The organism is Dorea sp. BIOML-A1 (assembly GCF_009875615.1).
Taxonomy (GTDB): Bacteria; Bacillota; Clostridia; order Lachnospirales; family Lachnospiraceae; genus Dorea_A; species Dorea_A amylophila.
In genome coordinates, this window is record NZ_WWSA01000023.1 from 1 (window position 1) to 19,062 (window position 19,062).

Here is a 19,062-nt window from a genome sequence, read left to right on the forward strand (position 1 = left end):
CTCAAACATTCGTTTGTCTCAAGCGACAGCTTATTAAGAATATCACAAGCAGTTGTGTTTGTCAACTGTTATTTTATTCTTTTTTTCAGGAACAATTCCCGAAGATTTCTGATTATGATCCGGCATTTCCTGCTTTTCCGTAATCAGTTCCCGCCGTCTTCTACTTCGACTCTGTTACCTCACGGCCTTGTCTAACGCGACAGCTAGATTAATATACCACAAGGGCGTTTGAATTGTCAACGTTGTTTTTATATTTTCTTCAATTTAGACAATTCAGACAATTCTACTTCTATTCTCCATCCTTCTATAGACATATTTACAAGAAGATTATCTCTGCAGACATGACAATTCAAAAAAATAAGACCAGGAATATTCTCCCTGATCTCATTTCCCATACAGACAAAAAGCTATATCCATATTAAATCAATTTCACTGCCATCCGCATGACCGGATTGCAATCATATATCAATTTCAGAATGGAATTGTTCTGTACCATTTCATAGATTTCTTTTCCGACAGCCGTCGTATACATTAATGTCACAATCATAAACAGGATCCACACAATGATAAGTGCAATTCCGATTCCAAGTGCACCGCCTGCCAGATGATTAAAGAAACCGATTACCGGTAGTTCTGATACAATATCCAGGGCAAACACAACCGCTCTTATAATTACCGTCACCACAATAAACGTAAGTATGAATGCTATAATATTGATCACCAGTCTGGCAACATAGGCCCCTATATATTGCGGAAATGTTGTAACGCCCAATTCATCATACATTTCTTTATTATTGTTTTTAAGCAACAGATTCTTGAATACCTCCGGTATATCTGCAGACTTAATCATTGTCTCCTGCAGACTTTCTGGTATGTCTGCATTTTCTATAACATTTTCTACGCTGCTTCCACTTCCACCGGTAAGACCATCCAGCACATTTGCAGAGATTCCATACTTTGCAAGATCAGAACTGTCGATCTTTCCATTTACAATATCTGAAATCGAGATTCCATACCGGTTCAACATCTCTTCACTGACACCTGCTGCCTTCAAAGCCTTCTTTACCGCTGCTTCATTCAGCCCTTGTCCGGATACAGTACCTCCTCCGGTAATTGCCGAAGTCGCCGCATCTGCCATCGTACTGACTACTTTCTGCTTTATCATATCATCCAGCGGCGTATATTTCTCTACTGCCTGAGACACATACGGCGTTGCGAAGAAAACAATCACAAACGTGACAATTGTTGCGATCAACGATACCATAATCCGGATTGCACCTCTGACCAGTCCCGTTATGATACAGATCAGAAACACGATCCCTATGGATATTTCCAGCCAATTCATATGCATACTTTCTCCTTATTTTACAAGACGGATTTTTTCCATTCCATTCGCACTCAACACAATATACTGGTTCACCCCTCCAACCGGGAATATTTCCTGTATGTTATTATCCATCCTGCCTTTGAACTTCTGTACACCATTTTTCATAAATATACTGCATGTTTTTCCGTCATACATGATCACCTGATCATCACATAATTTCACATGATTATAATCACCGGTGAATTCTTTCGACAGCACGACTTTTCCGGTCTTATTGTATAACCTGAGCTCATAACCACTCTTTCCCTGATTCTTTAGGATCAGACCGATATATTTCTCATTATGAAATACACTTTTTATCTCCTTATCCATGGTTATCTTTACAGCTTGTTTCGGAATGTCTTTTCCGGTATAGATCACCATAGCATTGTCACCGATTGCCGCCGATGTATTCTCATCCATAAAAAATCCGGATGCCATAATTGTGTTCTTGTAGTTCTTTTTAGTAACCTGATGATCTGTCTTATCTTTTCCTGCATCCCCAAAGTTATAGTAATGTAATCTGCCCTCGATCCGGCCATCCTGCGTATAAAGATACAGCACTTGCATCATCTGACCATTTGCAGACAGAGCCACATCCACCGGATATCCGCTTCCTGCAAGTGATGTCTTATGCTCTACCAGTATGTTTCCTGCCGTATCATAACAGATTACTTTCATTGCTGTATCGCTTTTTAATATTGCACTCACAATTCCCTGTTCCGATACACTGACTTTTTCAATCGGCATCGTCGTATGCACTTCACCTTTCAGGCCATCTTCTTGGAAAACCAGAATATCATTGCCTTCTTTGTCCGCAACTGCTGCCGACTTTTCTGTAATATCTATCATTGGATTCTTTATCTGATAGGATTGATTCCACTTCTCTTTTCCGGTCTGACTCAGATACGAAATACCATCTTTACTATATTTCAATACACCGTCCGAAAACTGTACATAATTATTGTCCGATGCACTCTCACCAACATAGGTATCACTGATCCGTACCTTGGTATATGTCTGTAGATTGATCAGCAGATATATCAACACGCCCACTGCAGCCACTATCGCAATACCAACCATCATCTTTTTCTGTTTCTTTTTTTTTCTTTTCATCAGCTCTTCCCGGACTTCTTTCTCCGGCATCCCATCTTCACTGTTCAGTTCATCCATAATCTCATCTATGATCTTATCCGTGGGATCTTCCGGCTCTCTCACAACATGGAGATTGCTGTTCTTCCTGCGTTCCATCCGTCGGTCATCCTTTCAACGTTTCTTCTGATACTGTGTACCCTAGTATACCACATTTCACATTTATGGGAGTAATAATTTTTGTCCTATATAGATCAGGTTGCCGTCAGACAGCCCATTCATTTTGCAGATTGCCTTCACATGAGACGTATCTCCATATAATTTCTGACTGATTCCCGCAAGCGTTTCGCCTTTCTGTACTACATAATAATCCTGATCGGAGAGTTGTCCGTCCGATGTTTCTGATGTCGTTGTCCCTTCCGCTTTCTTTACCGTTCCAGACGCTTCTTTTGCATTGTTTTTCGCCGTTTCAGCGGTTTCGGTCCTTGTCTTTGCGTCAGCCTGTCCGCCACCGACTGTTTCCGAAAGTGTTTCCAGAGAATTCTGTACCGCTTTCATTTTATCAAAATTATTAACCGTTGTGATCCCAATCACCAATACGATCAGCACAAGCACTGCACTCGTAATATAGGCAAATGCCGAACTCTGATGCTGCTCTTTATATTCTATCTTTTCTCTCACTGCACTACGAAAATTCTTTGCAGCTCGATCCTCAACCACTTCACTGGGGGTTACTCCATTCTCCTTGCGTGTATTGATCATATAGTTCTGCATCTCAGGATTCTTTTCATAATAAATGTAATGCCCTCCGATCTGCATCAGTTCACCAAATTTGTACGCATAAAATATCTCGTCCTGCTCTCTTGCGTTTTTCCACAGGAACAGACTTCCTTCCTGCCCAAATTCTCTTTCCTGTATTTTCTTCACTTCCCGGTTGCGGCTCATCGGATTGCCTTCTTCAACAATTCCCCATCCGACAATATGACTTTCCGGAAAATACTGCGCTGCTTCTTCCATCATATGTTTCATTCCATCTTGTCCGATTTCAAGTTTACCATCCTTTTCCGATAATTCTTGCATCTGTACAGCTCCTGACACAAATACAGCCTTTTCGTCTTCCAGTTCCAGCACTTCTCCAGCCAGAATCACTCCAACCGGCTGTTCTTTCGCTTTTTCTCTTAATTGGTTCAGATATGTATCTACATAATCTTCTACATATATCTTTGGATTGTCACTTACATTTCCTATCTGTCTTACGTTTTTTGGAAGTTGTCTTTCCATGACACAATCACCTCGTCTTATATATTTTTGCCTATGATATCATACAAAATATGCGTATTTTATCAGTTGATGGGACCTGTCCATGGAATTTTCCGATACAATTTTTTATTTCCCGACACACTTCCGGAATTTCAGGCAGCTTTTCTTTCAGATTTTGGTACATAAAAAGAGATTCCCGAATAAATCATTCAGAAATCTCTATCTTATTATATTCTGTTCTTATGATATGACGATAATATTTCCACAGTCCCGGTATCCTTCCGGCATCTGATCTGTAACGATTTTTGCGCCTGCAAACGGAGCAAACGTTACAGAACTCACCTCACCGAACTTAGACTCGTCACATAATACATATTTTTCCTGGCACTGTTCCATCGCAATCTTTTTGACCATTGCTTCACTCGCATCCGGTGTCGTGAACCCTGTTTTCTTAGTCACACCATTGGTACCAAAGAACCCCTTGGTAAAATGATACTTTCTGATCGTCTCCATTGCCTCACTTCCGACAACCGCTTCCGTGGAACTTTTCAGTTCTCCTCCAACCAGTCGTACTTTCACCCCGGACTTTGCCAATTGCTGAGCATGCACTACCGCATTCGTCACAACAGTTACATCTTTATCCCGCAGAAATTCCAGCATATATCCGGTTGTGGTTCCTGCATCAAGATATATATATTCACCTTGTCCGATCAATCTTGCGGCATATTCTGCAATCTGCCGCTTTTCTGATACATGAACGGTTATTTTCTGAGCCACTGTCGGCTCCTGCGGTGTTACCACGTGATCTAATGCGACCGCACCTCCGAACACTTTCACCAGTTTTCCCGCATTATGAAGTGCTGTGATATCTCTGCGCACGGTCGATTCCGATGTATCCAGAAGTTCTTTAACTTCTGTCACGGTAATACTGCCTTCTTTTTCAAGAAGCTTCAATATCTGTTCATAACGCTGTTCTGTAAGCATATGTCCTCCTACAGGTTCTCCTGCATGAATTTGCTTACTGCTTCGCAAGCTGCTTCTTCATCAGCACCTTCAAATGTAAATGTTACTTCATGGTCTTTCTTAGCGCCAAGTCCCATAAGGCCGAAGATCTTCTTGCAGTCAGCTTTCTTTCCTTCTTTTTCGATCATCACTGATGATTCGAAAGATTTTGCAAGTTTCACCAGTTCTCCTGCCGGACGAGCGTGGATTCCTTCGTTATCTTTGATTACATACTTAAATTCTTTCATTCTTCATACCTCCATAGAATATTACATTGGTGATTTTCATTCTATTCATTTTTTACAGGTCTGTCAACATCTCTGCGGACAAACCTGTATTTTACTATTATTTTTATATAATTTTCTTTTTGAGTACTCCGAGTAATACCGCTGAAATTACAGTTCCTGCTACCAGTGCCACCAGATACATGATTGCATTTCCCACTACAGGGAATACGAAGATTCCACCGTGCGGTGCCATCAGTGTACATCCAAATGCCATAGACAGTGCTCCGGCTGCCGCAGAACCGGCAATGCAGGCCGGCAGTACGTGAAGCGGATCTGCTGCCGCATATGGAATCGCTCCTTCGGTAATAAATGCGAGTCCCATAATGAAGTTTGTCGGTCCTGCTTCTCTTTCTGATTTTGTAAATTTGTCTTTAAATAATAATGTTGCAAGTGCAATTGCACATGGAGGGGTCATTCCTCCAATCATAACAGCTGCCATGATATCATAATTTCCTGCTGCGATTGCGGCTGTACCGAACACATATGCCGCCTTATTGAACGGGCCTCCCATATCAATCGCCATCATTCCGCCAAGGATCAGACCAAGCACAAGCTTGCTTGAGCCACCCATTCCGGTCAGTCCGTTGTTCAGTGCAGTATTGATCGCTCCCATGACCGGCTCAATCGCAAAGTTCATAAGAAGGCCGATTCCAAGAATTCCGGCTACCGGATAGATCAGAACCGGTGCAATCTTTTCCAGTGCATCCGGAAGCTTGTCACACAGTTTTCTAAGAAGAAGAATCAGATATCCGGACACAAAACCAGCTACTAGCGCTCCGAGGAATCCGGATTTTCCGTTTGCTGCGATAACTCCGCCTACAAATCCAACCGCAAGTGCCGGTCTGTCGCCGATTGCTTCACCTATATATCCCGCAAGTACCGGAAGCATCAATCCAAATGCAAGTCCGCCGATCGTCTTAAGCTGCGCCGCTACCGGTGTAATAGTACCAAAGTTAGCTCTATCTGCTTTTGCCAATGCATTCATATCTACGCAAAGTCCGTCGATCAAAAATGCCAGTGCGATCAGAATACCACCGCCGACTACGAACGGAAGCATATGGGATACACCATTCATCAACTGTGTGTAAATCTGATGTCCGATGCTGCCGGATGATCTTCCACCTTTACTTTCCTGCACTTCTGCTCCATTTGCCGCATGATATACCGGAACGTCCCCGCTGATCACACGGTCAACCAGTTCACCTGCTTTACTGATACCATCAGACACCTGGCAGACAATAACTTTCTTTCCGTCAAAACGATCCATCGGAACCTGTGCATCTGCAGCTACGATAATTCCGTCTGCTTCTTCGATTTCTTTTGAAGTCAGTACATTTTTCGCTCCGCCTGAACCTCTTGTCTCAACTTTTACTGCACAGTCTTTTGCTTTTGCAGCTTTTTCAATTCCTTCAGCCGCCATATACGTATGTGCAATTCCGGTCGGGCAGGATGTGACTGCAAGAATCTTAACCTTTCCTCTGGTCTCTTCTTCTGCTGCCGTTCCTTCTCCCGCAAGTCTTTCATCAATTCCTGCTTCTTTTTCATCGGCATCATTGATGATACCCATAAATTCTTCTACTGTCTCCGCATTTCTCAAAGCCTCTGTAAATTCTTCATTCATCAGAAGAACAGATAACTTACTCAATACATCCAGATGGATATTGTCTTCTGTATTCGGTGCTGCGATCAGGAACATCAGTGTAACAGGCTCCCCATCCAGCGAATCAAAATCCACACCATCCTTAACTACCATTGCTGCCAGCCCCGGTTTTGTTACCGCATCGCATTTTCCATGCGGAATGGCGATTCCTTCTCCGATTCCTGTCGTACTTTCTTCTTCTCTTGCATATACCTGCTTTCTATATGCTTCTTTATCATTGATCTTTTCGCTCTTTACCATGAGATCAACGATCTGGTCGAGTGCTTCGTTTTTGCTCTTTGGCGATGCATTCAAAAGAATACTTCTTGCATCCAGCAAATCTGTGATTCTCATATAATTTTCCCTCCTGTTGATAAATCGTTTTCTTTGCAACACTTTTCTCTTTTATGCCTTACACCAGCTGTTTATATACTTCTTCTACTTCCGGTCTGGTTGCCAGATATTCGGAAAATGCACTTGCGCTTCCTGTTGCGACTCCCATACGGAAAGCATGCTCATAATCCTGCTTTTCCATCCAGCCTGTCATGAAACCTGCCACCATGGAATCTCCGGCTCCTACACCATTGACCAATGTTCCTTTCGGCGCCGGCGAACTATATACTTCTCCATTTTCCGCAATCAGCACCGCACCTTCTCCCGCCATCGAGATCAGCACATTTCTGGCTCCTTTTTCCTGAAGCTTTCTTCCATAAGGAATGACGTCCTCTCTCGTCTTAAGTGTCACTTCGAAGATCTCACCAAGCTCATGATTATTTGGTTTGATCAGAAACGGACAATACTCCAGTACATTCATAAGAAGATCTCTTGTTGCATCCACAACGATCATGATGCCTTTATCTTTCAACTCTTTCATGATTCTGCTATAGATATCGTCTGGCATAGATGCCGGGATACTTCCTGCAAGGAATAAGACATCGCCTTCTTTCATCGTATTCAGACGCTTCATCAATTCTTCTACTTTCTCTTTCGGAATCTTTGGACCACTTCCATTAATTTCTGTTCCGTCGATGGATTTCAGTTTCAAATTGATTCTTGATATTCCTTCTTCGATCTGAATGAAATCAGATGCTACACCTTCTTCTTCCAATCGTCTTGCAATTTCTTTTCCCGTAAATCCGGCCATAAATCCAAGTGCCGTACTTTGGATTCCAAGATTCTTAAGCACGATAGAAACATTAATCCCTTTTCCACCCGGAAGCATGAGTTCTGAGCTTGTACGGTTTGTAAGTCCGAGTTTAAAATCGTCCACTGAAACGATGTAATCCAACGATGGATTAAACGTAACTGTATAAATCATATTTCTTACTCCTTTCAACTTGTTGAGTTCATTATATCGTCAAATCCAGTCATTTTCAATCACATTAGTCCACAAATATTTTGACTGTTTTTGGTTGATTTTGCACAAACAAAGAACGAATCTGACTGTTTTTAATTGCTTACCGCAAAAAAGCTGCCGCCCAACGAAATTTCTTTCGTTAAAGCGACAGCCTCTGACTATCCGTTCTATATTATTATTTTACGAATGCTTTTACTTTTGCATAAATGCTGTCTGCGTCAAGACCGTATTTCTTAATCAGTTCTACAGCCGGACCAGACTCACCAAATGTATCATTTACACCAATCTTCATTACTTTAGCCGGTGCTTTTTCTGCAACCACATCACATACAGCACTTCCAAGTCCGCCGATAACAGAGTGTTCTTCAACTGTTACGATCTTTCCTGTCTTAGCTGCTGCTGCAACAACCGCTGCTTCATCCAACGGTTTGATCGTGTGCATATTGATCACTTCTGCACTGATTCCGTCTGCTGCGAGCTTCTCTGCTGCTGCGAGGGATTCAGATACCTCAAGACCTGTTGCGATGATTGTTACATCAGTACCTTCACGAAGTGTGATGGCTTTACCAATCTCGAATTTGTATTCTGCATTATCATTGATAACTGGAACTGCAAGTCTTCCGAAACGGAGATATACAGGACCTACGTGCTCATAAGCTGCTTTTACAGCTGCTTTTGCTTCTACATCATCAGAAGGATTGATCACGATCATTCCAGGAATTGTTCTCATAAGAGCAATATCTTCGTTACACTGATGTGTAGCACCGTCTTCTCCAACAGAGATTCCGGCATGTGTAGCACCGATCTTAACGTTTAATTTTGGATATCCGACTGAGTTGCGAACCTGCTCAAATGCACGTCCTGCTGCAAACATAGCAAATGAACTTGCAAACGGAACTTTTCCTGTGGCAGCGATACCTGCTGCAACTCCGATCATGTTACACTCAGCGATTCCACAGTCAATGTGACGTTCCGGGAAAGCTTTTTTGAACATTCCCGTCTTGGTAGCTTCTGCAAGGTCAGCGTCTAACACTACCAGATCTTCATGTTCTTTTCCTAATTCTACCAAAGCATTACCGTAGCTTTCTCTTGTTGCGATTTTCTTTACTTCTGACATAATGCTTCACCTGCTTTCTCTAATTCTTCCATTGCCTGTGCATACTGCTCATCATTAGGAGCTTTTCCATGCCATCCGGCCTGATCTTCCATGAAGGAAACTCCTTTTCCTTTGATTGTCTTTGCAATAATTGCAGTCGGCATTCCCTTTGTCTTGCGAGCCTCTTTGAAAGCTGCTTCGATCTGGTCAAAATCATTTCCATCAATATTGATCACATGGAAGTTAAATGCCTCGAATTTCTTGTCGATTGGATATGGAGAGTTAACGTCTGTAATCTTTCCATCGATCTGAAGGTTGTTATTATCAACGATCACTACCAGGTTGTCCAGCTTTCTGTGTCCCGCTAACATAGAAGCTTCCCAGACCTGTCCCTCCTGGATCTCACCATCTCCGAGAAGTGTGTATACTCTGTAATCATCATCTGAAAGCTTAGCTGAAATAGCCATTCCTACTGCAGCTGAGATTCCCTGTCCGAGGGATCCACTTGACATATCAACACCTGGGATGTGTTTCATATCCGGATGTCCCTGAAGATATGATCCGACTTTACGAAGAGTTGTCAGATCTTCTACCGGGAAGAATCCTCTGTGTGCCAGTGTTGAATAATATCCCGGTGCTGTGTGTCCTTTTGATAATACAAAACGGTCACGGTCTGCTTTCTTAGGATCCTTAGGATCGATATTCATCTCTTCAAAATACAGATATGTATAAATGTCTGCTGCTGACAGTGATCCACCCGGATGTCCGGATTTTGCACTGTGAACTGCAGTAACGATGCCCTTGCGGACTTCGTTGGCTGTCTTCATAAGCTCTAATTTGTTCATGTTGTTCCTCCTGAATCATTATATATGATAGCTTTACTTATTCTTATTCTCCGAATACTGCTTTGTAATCAGCCTGGAATTTCTCGATTCCTGCATCTGTTAATGGATGATGTGTCATCTGCTCGATTACTTTGTAAGGTACAGTTGCGATATCGGCACCTGCTAATGCACAGTCTGTTACGTGGATCGGGTTACGTACGCTTGCTGCGATGATCTCTGTATCGATTCCTGCAACTTCGAAGATCTGTGCGATCTCTGAGATTAAGTCTACTCCTCTTGTAGAGATATCGTCCAGACGTCCAAGGAATGGTGATACGAATGATGCGCCTGCTCTTGCTGCAAGAAGCGCCTGGTTTGCATTGAAGATCAGAGTTACGTTTGTCTTGATACCTTCTGCTGCAAGTACTTTAACTGCCTTTAATCCTTCTACAGTCATAGGAATCTTAACTACCATATTCGGATGGATCTTAGCGATCTCTCTTCCTTCTGCGATCATGCCTTCTGCATCTGTTGTTGTAGCTTTTACTTCTCCACTGATAGGTCCGTCTACGATAGATGCGATCTCAGCGATAACTTCTTCAAATACTTTACCTTCTTTTGCGATCAGAGATGGGTTTGTTGTTACCCCGCAGATAACTCCCATATCATTTGCTTTCTTAATATCCTCTACGTTCGCTGTGTCAATGAAAAATTTCATGTTGTTTTCCTCCTTAAAATCGGTGAAATCTGTTCACCATTCCCTTGTTATCGTTTGATATAAATTATACTCTATTCATGGAACTCCGGTCAATAGCCATAATTTTTTATTAATAATTTTCTTTATTAATATTTTCAAATTATTAATCGAACTTTTTTTATTTTTTTGATAGAAATGTTAACATTATTTTTAATTTTTTCTTTTTATTATCGATTTTCACGCATTTATAAGGGGCATTAACATCTAACATGTATTTTCAGTTTGTAAAATCGAGCAATTATTAATAATAATTTTCGCAAAAGAATTAATTTTTCTTTTTTCGTGCATTTTTTGCATACGTTGTTGTTCCACGGACGATCAGCTGCGGTTCATATTCCACATGATAGGTACTGATCGGTGCTGTTTCCATATTCGCTGAATGATGTGATGCTATCTTCTTCATTATAATATCACATGCATCCCTTCCTTTAAAAGTCACAAAATGCTCGATCGTCGTCAGATTCATGTTATGCATTCTGGCAAACAGTGTGTTATCACATCCCATCACGGACACATCGGCCGGCACTTTTATCTTTGCCTCATAAAGTGCATCCATGACTCCAAATGCAATCATGTCATTTAATCCGACAATTGCTGTCACATCTGTCGTTTCATTCAACAACTCTTTCGTCAGTTCATATCCGATCTTATATTCGGAATCAATATGTGCCACATCAAGATCAATCTCTTCTTTTGCCGCCTTGATGATCACCTGGTCTCGTAGACCGGCTTTTTCATACTCTTTCAGGAAACCTTCCACCCGTTTTGAACGTTGTTTCTGTCTTGCTGTCAATGGCGGTGCTATATATGCAACCTTTCTGTGACCTAATTCCAGCAGATGCTTCGCCATCACTCTTCCAAGTTTTGAATTATCAAGTTCCACTGCATCTACATTCATCTTTTCATTCTGGTTATTTACGATCGCAACCGGTATCTGTTCTGCAATCTCTCCCACCAGATCCATAAAGCAATGGCTCGGATTACAGGTGTAGATAATCCCCAGCGGCCGTAACTGCCACATCATTTTCAGATAGCGTTCTTCCATCCGGAGATCTCTCTGTGTATTACATACAAAAAGACCAAATCCTTTTTCTTTTGCATGCGCCTCGATTCCCTGCAGCAGCATAACATAATACGGATTCGTCAGATTGGGGCAAAATACAACCAGAAGTTTCTCTCTTTTTGTCCCCTTCCTCGTTTTCCGTTTCGGCGGGACGTATCCCAGCTCTTTTGCAGCATTTTCTACTTTTTCCACAGTTTCTTTGGCAAATGACACATCATATTTTTTGTTCAGGATCATAGAAACCGTAGATTGTGATACTCCGGCAGCATGGGCAATATCTGTTGATGTAACCTTTTTCTTCATTCTCTCACCTCTGACGGGGACAAACGCTCTACAGTTCTGTCCTTCCTTCAAGTGCCCGGAGAAGCGTCACTTCATCGATATACTCCAGATCTCCTCCGACCGGAACACCGCTTGCAATTCTGCTTACTTTAATTCCCGTCGGTTTGATCAGCTTACTGATATACATCGCTGTAGTCTCACCTTCCAGACTCGAATTCGTTGCAATGATCACTTCTTTTACATCTCCCTGCAGACGCCCGATCAGTTCCTTTAATTTGATATCTTCCGGACCTATCCCAAGCATCGGAGAGATTGCACCATGAAGCACATGATACACACCATTATATTTCCCTGTCTTTTCATATGCCGCAAGATCTCTTGTATTCTCAACCACCATGATCGTCTGATGATCACGGTTACTGTTACTGCAGATCGGGCACAGTTCCTGATCGGTAAGTGTATAACATTCTTTGCAATATTTTATATTCTCTCTGGCTTCCACCATCGTAGAAGCCAGTCTTTTTACATCATCAACCGGCATATGGATCAGATGGAACGCAAGTCTTGCCGCAGATTTTGCTCCGATTCCCGGAAGGCATGACAGTTCCTCAATCAATTTGCTCATCTGATTACTGTAATAATCCATAATTTTTTAACTCCCTGTAAGAATCATTCTTTCCGGATCTTCTCTTAGAATAATCCCGGCATTCCGCCGCCCATGCCGCCGGTGAACTTAGACATTGCAGAAGTTGTCTCTGCGTCTACTTTCTCCAGTGCTTCATTGACTGCTGCCACAAGCAGATCTTCCAGCATCTCTACATCATCCGGATCTACTACTTCTTCATCCAGTTTTACTTTTAATATCTTCTTGCTTCCGGATACAGTTACTTCAACAGCACCGCCGCCTGCAGTTGCACTGAATTCTTTTGTCTCCATTTCCTTTGCCTGTTCTTCCATCTGACGCTGCATCTTCTGTGCCTGTTTCATCAGATTTGCCATATTTCCCGGCATCCCGCCTCCTGGGAATCCTCCTCTTTTTGCCATGATAATATCCTCCTATTCGTCTTCTACAGTAATTTCCATATTGATCAGATTCTCCAGATCCACAAAGTGATCCTCGAATCTGCGTCCTGCCTCCATCTGGCGGACGTCTATCTCTACTTTTTTACCGATCTTCTGCTCGATCAACGACTGGATCTCTTCTTTGTGATCCGGCGTCGCAACTGCACTGGCACTCAGTTCATCCGGCAGCACGATCAGAAGCCGGTTGCCTTCTCCGGCACTTAATCTCGCTTTTTTCAGATATGTGCGGAGCATCGGGGAAGCCTCATTGATGATCATCCGGAAATCTTTTGCCACCGCTTTCACGTCTTCATTTAATGCCTGCGGAAGTTCCGGTTTCGGCTTCGGTGCCGCTGCTTCTTTTGCATCGGATGCATACACAACACGCTCCCTGACCGGTGCTTCCCACGCTCCGTCCTCCAGCTGTTTTTCAATCGCACGGATGCGGTCCAGCAGGGCGTCCTTATTCTGATCCATTGCCGGACGGCATAATTTGATCAGGGTTACTTCCAGCAGAACCCTCTTCTGTGTCGCATATTTCAACTGATTCGTCAGATCCGAAAAAATGCGGATGTAGCGGATCAGTGTATCACTGTCAATCATCTGTGCTTCTTCTTTTAACAGTGCCAGATTCTCCGATGATACATCCAGTACATCTTCCATATCATCCGAGCTCTTCACCAGAAGCAGATTCCTCAGATACCATGTGAAATCTGCCGCCAGCTGAGACAATTCTCTTCCCTGCATTACCAGCTCATCTACCGTCTCGATCACCTGATGTACATCCATCGCAAGCAGCTGTCTTAACAGCCGGCTGAATACTTCCGTATCCACCGCTCCCAGCACTTCCAGTACATGATCATATGTCAGTGTCTCATTCATATAGAATGCCGCACACTGATCCAGAAGGCTCAGTGAATCCCTCATAGAGCCATCCGCCATCTTTGCGATATAGCGGACCGCCTTATCTTCCACATCCCATCCTTCTTTATCGATCAGTTCACGCAATCTCGCTGCGATCGTCTCAATGGAAATTCTTTTAAAATCATATCGCTGGCATCGGCTCAAGATCGTAATCGGAATCTTGTGTGCCTCCGTTGTCGCAAGAATAAATATAACATATTCCGGAGGTTCTTCCAATGTTTTTAACAATGCATTGAATGCGCCGATCGACAGCATATGCACCTCATCAATAATATATACTTTATATTTCCCTTCTGTCGGGCGATATGTGACCTCTTCACGGATCTCACGGATGTTATCCACACCATTATTAGATGCCGCATCAATCTCGATCACATTCATCGATGTACCAGCTGCGATCGACCGGCACATTGCACACTCCCCGCACGGGCTTCCATCTACCGGATGTTCGCAGTTGACTGCTTTCGCAAATATCTTCGCAACGGTTGTCTTTCCGGTTCCTCTGGTCCCGCAGAACAAATATGCATGTCCGATACGATCTGCATTGATCTGGTTCTTCAATGTCCGGACGATCGCATCCTGTCCTTTTACATCTTCGAATTCATCCGGACGAAACTTACGGTATAATGCCGTATATGACATTCTTTACACTCCTTGTCTAAATGGAGATCCTGCTCAGTCTCCGCATCTATTCATCACCGAAGCTGATACCTATGGTCTTTGCCTCGTCAATGATCGATGCTTTTGGATCTACATATTTTAGTTTTCCGGCAACTTCTGACAATGGCACGCGGATAATCTCCTGATTTCTGGTCCCTACCATACATCCGAAATCACCTTCCAAAATTGCTCTCGAAGCTTCTGCACCAAGTCTTGTTGCAAGTACACGGTCATATGCACACGGAGAGCCGCCTCTTTGTGTATGTCCGGGAACTGTGATCCTTACTTCTTTATCTGTCTTTTCCTGAATCTTCTCGGCAAGTTCATATGCAACAGAAGGATATTTCTTCTTTGCTTTTTTCTCTTTTAATTCTTTCTTTGAGAGTGCTGCATCTTCTTTTGAAATTGCACCTTCGGCAACAGCAATAATTGTAAATCTCTTCCCTGCTTTGCCGCGTTTTTCAATTGCGTCAACCACTGAATTGATATCGTATGGCATCTCCGGAAGAAGAATAATATCGGCACCACCGGCAATTCCTGCATGAAGTGTGACCCATCCTACTTTATGTCCCATTACTTCCACGATAAATACACGGCTGTGAGATGTCGCTGTTGTATGGATCTTATCAATCGTATCTGTTGCAATATCTACTGCACTCTGGAATCCGAACGTCATATCTGTTCCCCAGAGATCATTATCGATCGTCTTCGGGAGTGTTACCACATTAAGTCCTTCTTCTCTCAGCATATTGGCTGATTTGTGTGTTCCATTCCCTCCCAGAATTACCAGGCAGTCCAGATTCAACTTGTGATATGTGTGTTTCATCGCCTCTACTTTGTCAATTCCGTCCTTATCCGGTACTCTCATCAACTTAAACGGCTGTCTGGATGTTCCCAGGATCGTTCCGCCAAGTGTCAGGATTCCCGAAAAATCTTTTGACGTAAGCATCTTAAAATTCGAATAGATCAAACCCTTATATCCATCCTGAAATCCATAAATCTCTACATCATCCCTTTTTGAAACAAGCCCCTTTACGACGCCTCTCATTGCTGCATTCAGTGCCTGGCAGTCGCCGCCACTTGTAAGCATTCCAATTCTTAACATATATCTGCTCCTTTCTATATTGCCTGTGTATTCGTTTATTCTGCACCATATAGAATTTCCGGTTTAGAAAAGTCCTACCTATGAGCTTACCCACTTTCTGTATACAATACCAGTAAAATTATAACTTATTTTTATGGCCGAGACAATACGAGACAGATGTTTTTTCATCCGGCTCACTCCTGTTGACAAAAATTCCCCTGTCTCTTTTTCAAAAACGTGTTATAATACATGTGGAAAATTTGTGTAGAAAGCAGGTAGTATTGTGGATAAATTAGATATAAAATTATGGACACTTGCGTCCAAAGGTCAGATCGTTCCTGACCGTTCATTACTGAAAACACCGGAACAGATTGAAATGATTAAAAAAAGTGCAGCGTTGAACACCGCAGTTCTCGATCATGTAGCTGCTCATATTCACGCAGGAATGAGCACTGCCGAGATCGATAAACTGGTGTATGATTTTACAACAGAGCATGGCGGGATTCCTGCGCCTCTGAATTATGAAGGATTCCCAAAAAGCGTGTGCACTTCTATCAACAACGTTATCTGCCACGGCATCCCAAGTGAACACGAGATCCTGATCGATGGCGATATCATCAATGTTGATGTATCTACTATCTTAAACGGCTATTTTTCCGATGCATCCCGTATGTTCACGATCGGTGAGGTATCTCCGGAAGCAGAACGTATCGTCCGTGTCACAAAAGAGTGCGTGGAACTCGGCCTCAAAGCTGCAAAACCATGGGGACATCTCGGAGACATTGCTTATGCGATCAATTCCCACGCACAGGAAAACGGATATTCTGTCGTAGAAGAGATCGGCGGTCATGGAATCGGTCTGGAATTCCATGAGGAACCATTTGTAAGTTATGTTACTCCAAAGGGCAGCGAGATGGTTCTGGTCCCAGGTATGATGTTCACAATTGAACCAATGATCAATCAGGGATCTCCGGAATTCTATGTGGATGAAGACAACGGCTGGACCGTTTATACAGATGATGACGGTCTTTCTGCCCAGATTGAATATATGGTTCTTATCAAAGAAGACGGAGTAGAAGTTCTTACAAAATAACACAGAGAACCTGCCGCAGGCAACTCCATTTTTTGCATACTCAGATATTAAAAAAGATTACCGGAAAGGACAGTTCCTTTTCCGGTAATCTTTTTTATCTCCACTCTACAGGATATACAGCCAGTCATGCTCCTCTTCATTCCGCATTCCCAGCACCAATGCCGAATGCGGTCCCATATTTGCAACCACTTCACCATCTTCCACCAGATATTCCTCATACTCTGTTGTATATCCGTCTTTGTAAGAATACAGCAGACGTTTCATACGACATTTTGCCGGAATCTCAGCCTCCCATACAGGAACTTTCACTTCCGTACGTTCGCTGCGGTTATTGATCACGATGACGATCCGGTCATTGCCTTTGAACCTTGCATAAGACAGGACATTCTCTTCTCCGCCAAGAATCTTCAGAGAACCGGTTCTAAGTGCCGGATGCTCTTTGTGGATGCGGATCGCTTCTTTGTGAAACGCAATCAGTTCATGGTCTTCACGTCCCCACGGATAGGTCCTTCTGTTATCCGGATCCGTGAATCCACAAACGCCCGCCTCATCACCATAATATATGGTCGGTGCTCCGACCCATGTCATCTGCATGACAACCGCTTCACGCATAACCGCTTTATTTACATATTCATTTGCGGCTTCCGGTCCCAGATGTTCTACACGGCCAACCATGTGGTTCGTTCTCGTAAGGAATCTCGAATGATCATGGTTCGAAAGTTCGTTCATCGCTACCTGCAGTGAAGGGGTCAGCATATTCGACATATGATGTGCCATCGACCCGATAAAGTTATCGATGTTACCTAGAAGTTCTTCTCTGGCCTCATCACTGTGCTTTTCCATTCCTGTCAGAAACCATGTGATCGGCTCCATGAATGCATCATAGTTCATGACGGTATCCCACTCGTCACCTTTAAGCCAGTCGCTCGGATCCCCGTAATGTTCCGCAAGGATCAGTGCACTCGGATTCGCATCTTTCACGGCTGTTCTGAATTTCTTCCAGAAATCATGGTTATATTCATTGCTGCGTCCCAGATCTGCTGCCACATCCAGACGCCATCCATCTACATTATACGGCGGTGATACCCATTTCCGCCCGATATATAAGATATAATTTTCCAGCTTTACAGAATCTTCATAATTCAGTTTCGGCAAAGTATCATGTCCCCACCAGCCATCATAATTACCATTATACGGCCAGTTCTCCGGTCCTTCTTTGAAGAAACGGAAGTAGCTTCTGTACGGACTGTCTGCCGATATATAAGCACCCGGTTCATAATCTTTTTCGCCTTCGTATATTCTCTCACGGTCCATCCACTTATTGAAAGAACCGCAATGGTTGAATACGCCGTCCAGAATCACTTTCATACCACGACGGTGTAATTCTTCTACCAGCTTAATGAACAACTCATTACTTGCTTCCAGGTTCTTAAGACCTGTCGTGCGTTTTTTATACTTCGTTGCCTGACTGTTGTCCGTCACACCCTCCGGAAGCACCTCACCTCCGTCATCTACGATCTTCCCATAATGCGGATCAATATAATCATAATCCTGGATATCGTATTTATGGTTCGACGGTGACACAAATAATGGATTAAAATATACAACTTCTACACCCAGCTCCTGCAGATAATCAAGTTTATCCATGACTCCCTGCAGATCCCCGCCGTAGAATTCTCTTACCCCCATGTTCGCCGGATATTTATCCCAGTTCGTTACTCTCCGGGAATAATCTCCGATATAGTAATACTCGTTCGTCTCTACATCATTTGACTTATCTCCGTTATAAAAGCGGTCTGTAAATATCTGATACATAACCGCTCCCTTTGCCCAGTCCGGTGTGGAAAATCCGGGTACTACAACAAAGTTATAGTACTCCAGGATCTCGCGAGAGATTCCACATCGTCCATAATAATATTTTTCTGTTCCAGACTGCACTTCGAAACAATATCTGAAAGGCTCTGCCCCCAGACGCACTTCAAACGTATAATAATCAAATTCTCCCTGTGTGCATTCTTTTTCCATTACATATGTGTCAGCCGATGTCACAAGCCCTACTCTGTCTGCATCATCCTTCGCCGTACGGAACCGGAACGTTACCAGTTCATTCTCCTTCGGTTCAGGGGGATATACATACCCTTCTGTTCCATCGCAAAATAAAGCCGCCTTATTCATATAACTAACACCTCTCTCATTTTTTGTTTCCGGAAAGGA

The 19,062-nt window shown here is 43.0% G+C and carries 17 protein-coding genes; 1 reads left to right on the forward strand and 16 read right to left on the reverse strand.

The features are described from left to right. Positions 1-418 precede the first annotated feature (418 nt). The 15 genes from GT508_RS09725 to GT508_RS09795 form a co-directional block, all read right to left on the reverse strand. Positions 419-1,345, reverse strand: coding sequence for a CvpA family protein (locus GT508_RS09725; RefSeq protein ID WP_118310016.1), 927 nt, complete (start codon positions 1,343-1,345; stop codon positions 419-421). 15 nt (positions 1,346-1,360) lie between these two features. Continuing rightward, positions 1,361-2,617 (reverse strand): DUF5711 family protein, encoded by a 1,257-nt coding sequence (locus GT508_RS09730; RefSeq protein ID WP_161144125.1) that lies wholly within the window; start codon positions 2,615-2,617, stop codon positions 1,361-1,363. A 63-nt stretch (positions 2,618-2,680) separates the two neighbouring features. Then, entirely contained in the window at positions 2,681-3,739 is a 1,059-nt protein-coding gene (locus tag GT508_RS09735) for a LysM peptidoglycan-binding domain-containing protein (protein ID WP_161144126.1), read from the reverse strand. Between the two features lie 219 nt (positions 3,740-3,958). Further along, positions 3,959-4,702, reverse strand: a complete 744-nt coding sequence (locus GT508_RS09740; RefSeq protein WP_055284702.1) for a DeoR/GlpR family DNA-binding transcription regulator — start codon at positions 4,700-4,702, stop codon at positions 3,959-3,961. A gap of 8 nt (positions 4,703-4,710) precedes the next feature. Continuing rightward, positions 4,711-4,968, reverse strand: coding sequence for an HPr family phosphocarrier protein (locus tag GT508_RS09745; RefSeq protein ID WP_117598253.1), 258 nt, complete (start codon positions 4,966-4,968; stop codon positions 4,711-4,713). A gap of 103 nt (positions 4,969-5,071) precedes the next feature. Then, a complete protein-coding gene (locus GT508_RS09750) occupies positions 5,072-7,000 on the reverse strand; it encodes a PTS fructose transporter subunit IIABC (protein ID WP_117598254.1) in 1,929 nt (642 codons plus the stop codon). Positions 7,001-7,058: 58 nt separating this feature from the next. Further along, positions 7,059-7,964 carry a 1-phosphofructokinase gene (pfkB, locus tag GT508_RS09755; protein WP_117598255.1) on the reverse strand — a complete coding sequence of 302 codons (906 nt, stop codon included), beginning with the start codon at positions 7,962-7,964 and terminating at the stop codon, positions 7,059-7,061. A 214-nt stretch (positions 7,965-8,178) separates the two neighbouring features. Beyond that, the gene (locus tag GT508_RS09760; protein WP_055284708.1) at positions 8,179-9,120 is read right to left on the reverse strand and encodes a transketolase family protein; all 942 of its coding nucleotides are present in this window, start codon (positions 9,118-9,120) and stop codon (positions 8,179-8,181) included. Then, entirely contained in the window at positions 9,108-9,944 is an 837-nt protein-coding gene (locus tag GT508_RS09765; protein ID WP_055284710.1) for a transketolase, read from the reverse strand. The genes GT508_RS09760 and GT508_RS09765 overlap by 13 nt, the downstream gene beginning before the upstream one ends. A gap of 43 nt (positions 9,945-9,987) precedes the next feature. After that, the gene (fsa, locus tag GT508_RS09770) at positions 9,988-10,641 is read right to left on the reverse strand and encodes a fructose-6-phosphate aldolase (protein WP_028087640.1); all 654 of its coding nucleotides are present in this window, start codon (positions 10,639-10,641) and stop codon (positions 9,988-9,990) included. 304 nt (positions 10,642-10,945) lie between these two features. Beyond that, positions 10,946-12,046, reverse strand: a complete 1,101-nt coding sequence (locus GT508_RS09775) for a LacI family DNA-binding transcriptional regulator (protein WP_117598256.1) — start codon at positions 12,044-12,046, stop codon at positions 10,946-10,948. 28 nt (positions 12,047-12,074) lie between these two features. Then, positions 12,075-12,671, reverse strand: a complete 597-nt coding sequence (gene recR, locus GT508_RS09780; protein WP_028087642.1) for a recombination mediator RecR — start codon at positions 12,669-12,671, stop codon at positions 12,075-12,077. Positions 12,672-12,715: 44 nt separating this feature from the next. Next, a complete protein-coding gene (locus GT508_RS09785; protein WP_006427477.1) occupies positions 12,716-13,069 on the reverse strand; it encodes a YbaB/EbfC family nucleoid-associated protein in 354 nt (117 codons plus the stop codon). Positions 13,070-13,081: 12 nt separating this feature from the next. Then, the gene (dnaX, locus tag GT508_RS09790) at positions 13,082-14,653 is read right to left on the reverse strand and encodes a DNA polymerase III subunit gamma/tau (RefSeq protein WP_055284714.1); all 1,572 of its coding nucleotides are present in this window, start codon (positions 14,651-14,653) and stop codon (positions 13,082-13,084) included. Positions 14,654-14,699: 46 nt separating this feature from the next. Continuing rightward, positions 14,700-15,776: a 6-phosphofructokinase gene (locus GT508_RS09795; protein WP_138376055.1), complete on the reverse strand. Its 1,077-nt coding sequence runs from the start codon at positions 15,774-15,776 to the stop codon at positions 14,700-14,702. Between the two features lie 262 nt (positions 15,777-16,038). Here GT508_RS09795 and map point away from each other — a divergent pair, with 262 nt between their 5' ends. Next, positions 16,039-16,848: a type I methionyl aminopeptidase gene (gene map / locus GT508_RS09800; protein WP_028087646.1), complete on the forward strand. Its 810-nt coding sequence runs from the start codon at positions 16,039-16,041 to the stop codon at positions 16,846-16,848. A gap of 105 nt (positions 16,849-16,953) precedes the next feature. Here the strand turns inward: map and GT508_RS09805 are convergent, their stop codons facing one another. Further along, positions 16,954-19,023, reverse strand: coding sequence for a glycoside hydrolase family 13 protein (locus GT508_RS09805; protein WP_161144127.1), 2,070 nt, complete (start codon positions 19,021-19,023; stop codon positions 16,954-16,956). Positions 19,024-19,062: the final 39 nt, after the last annotated feature.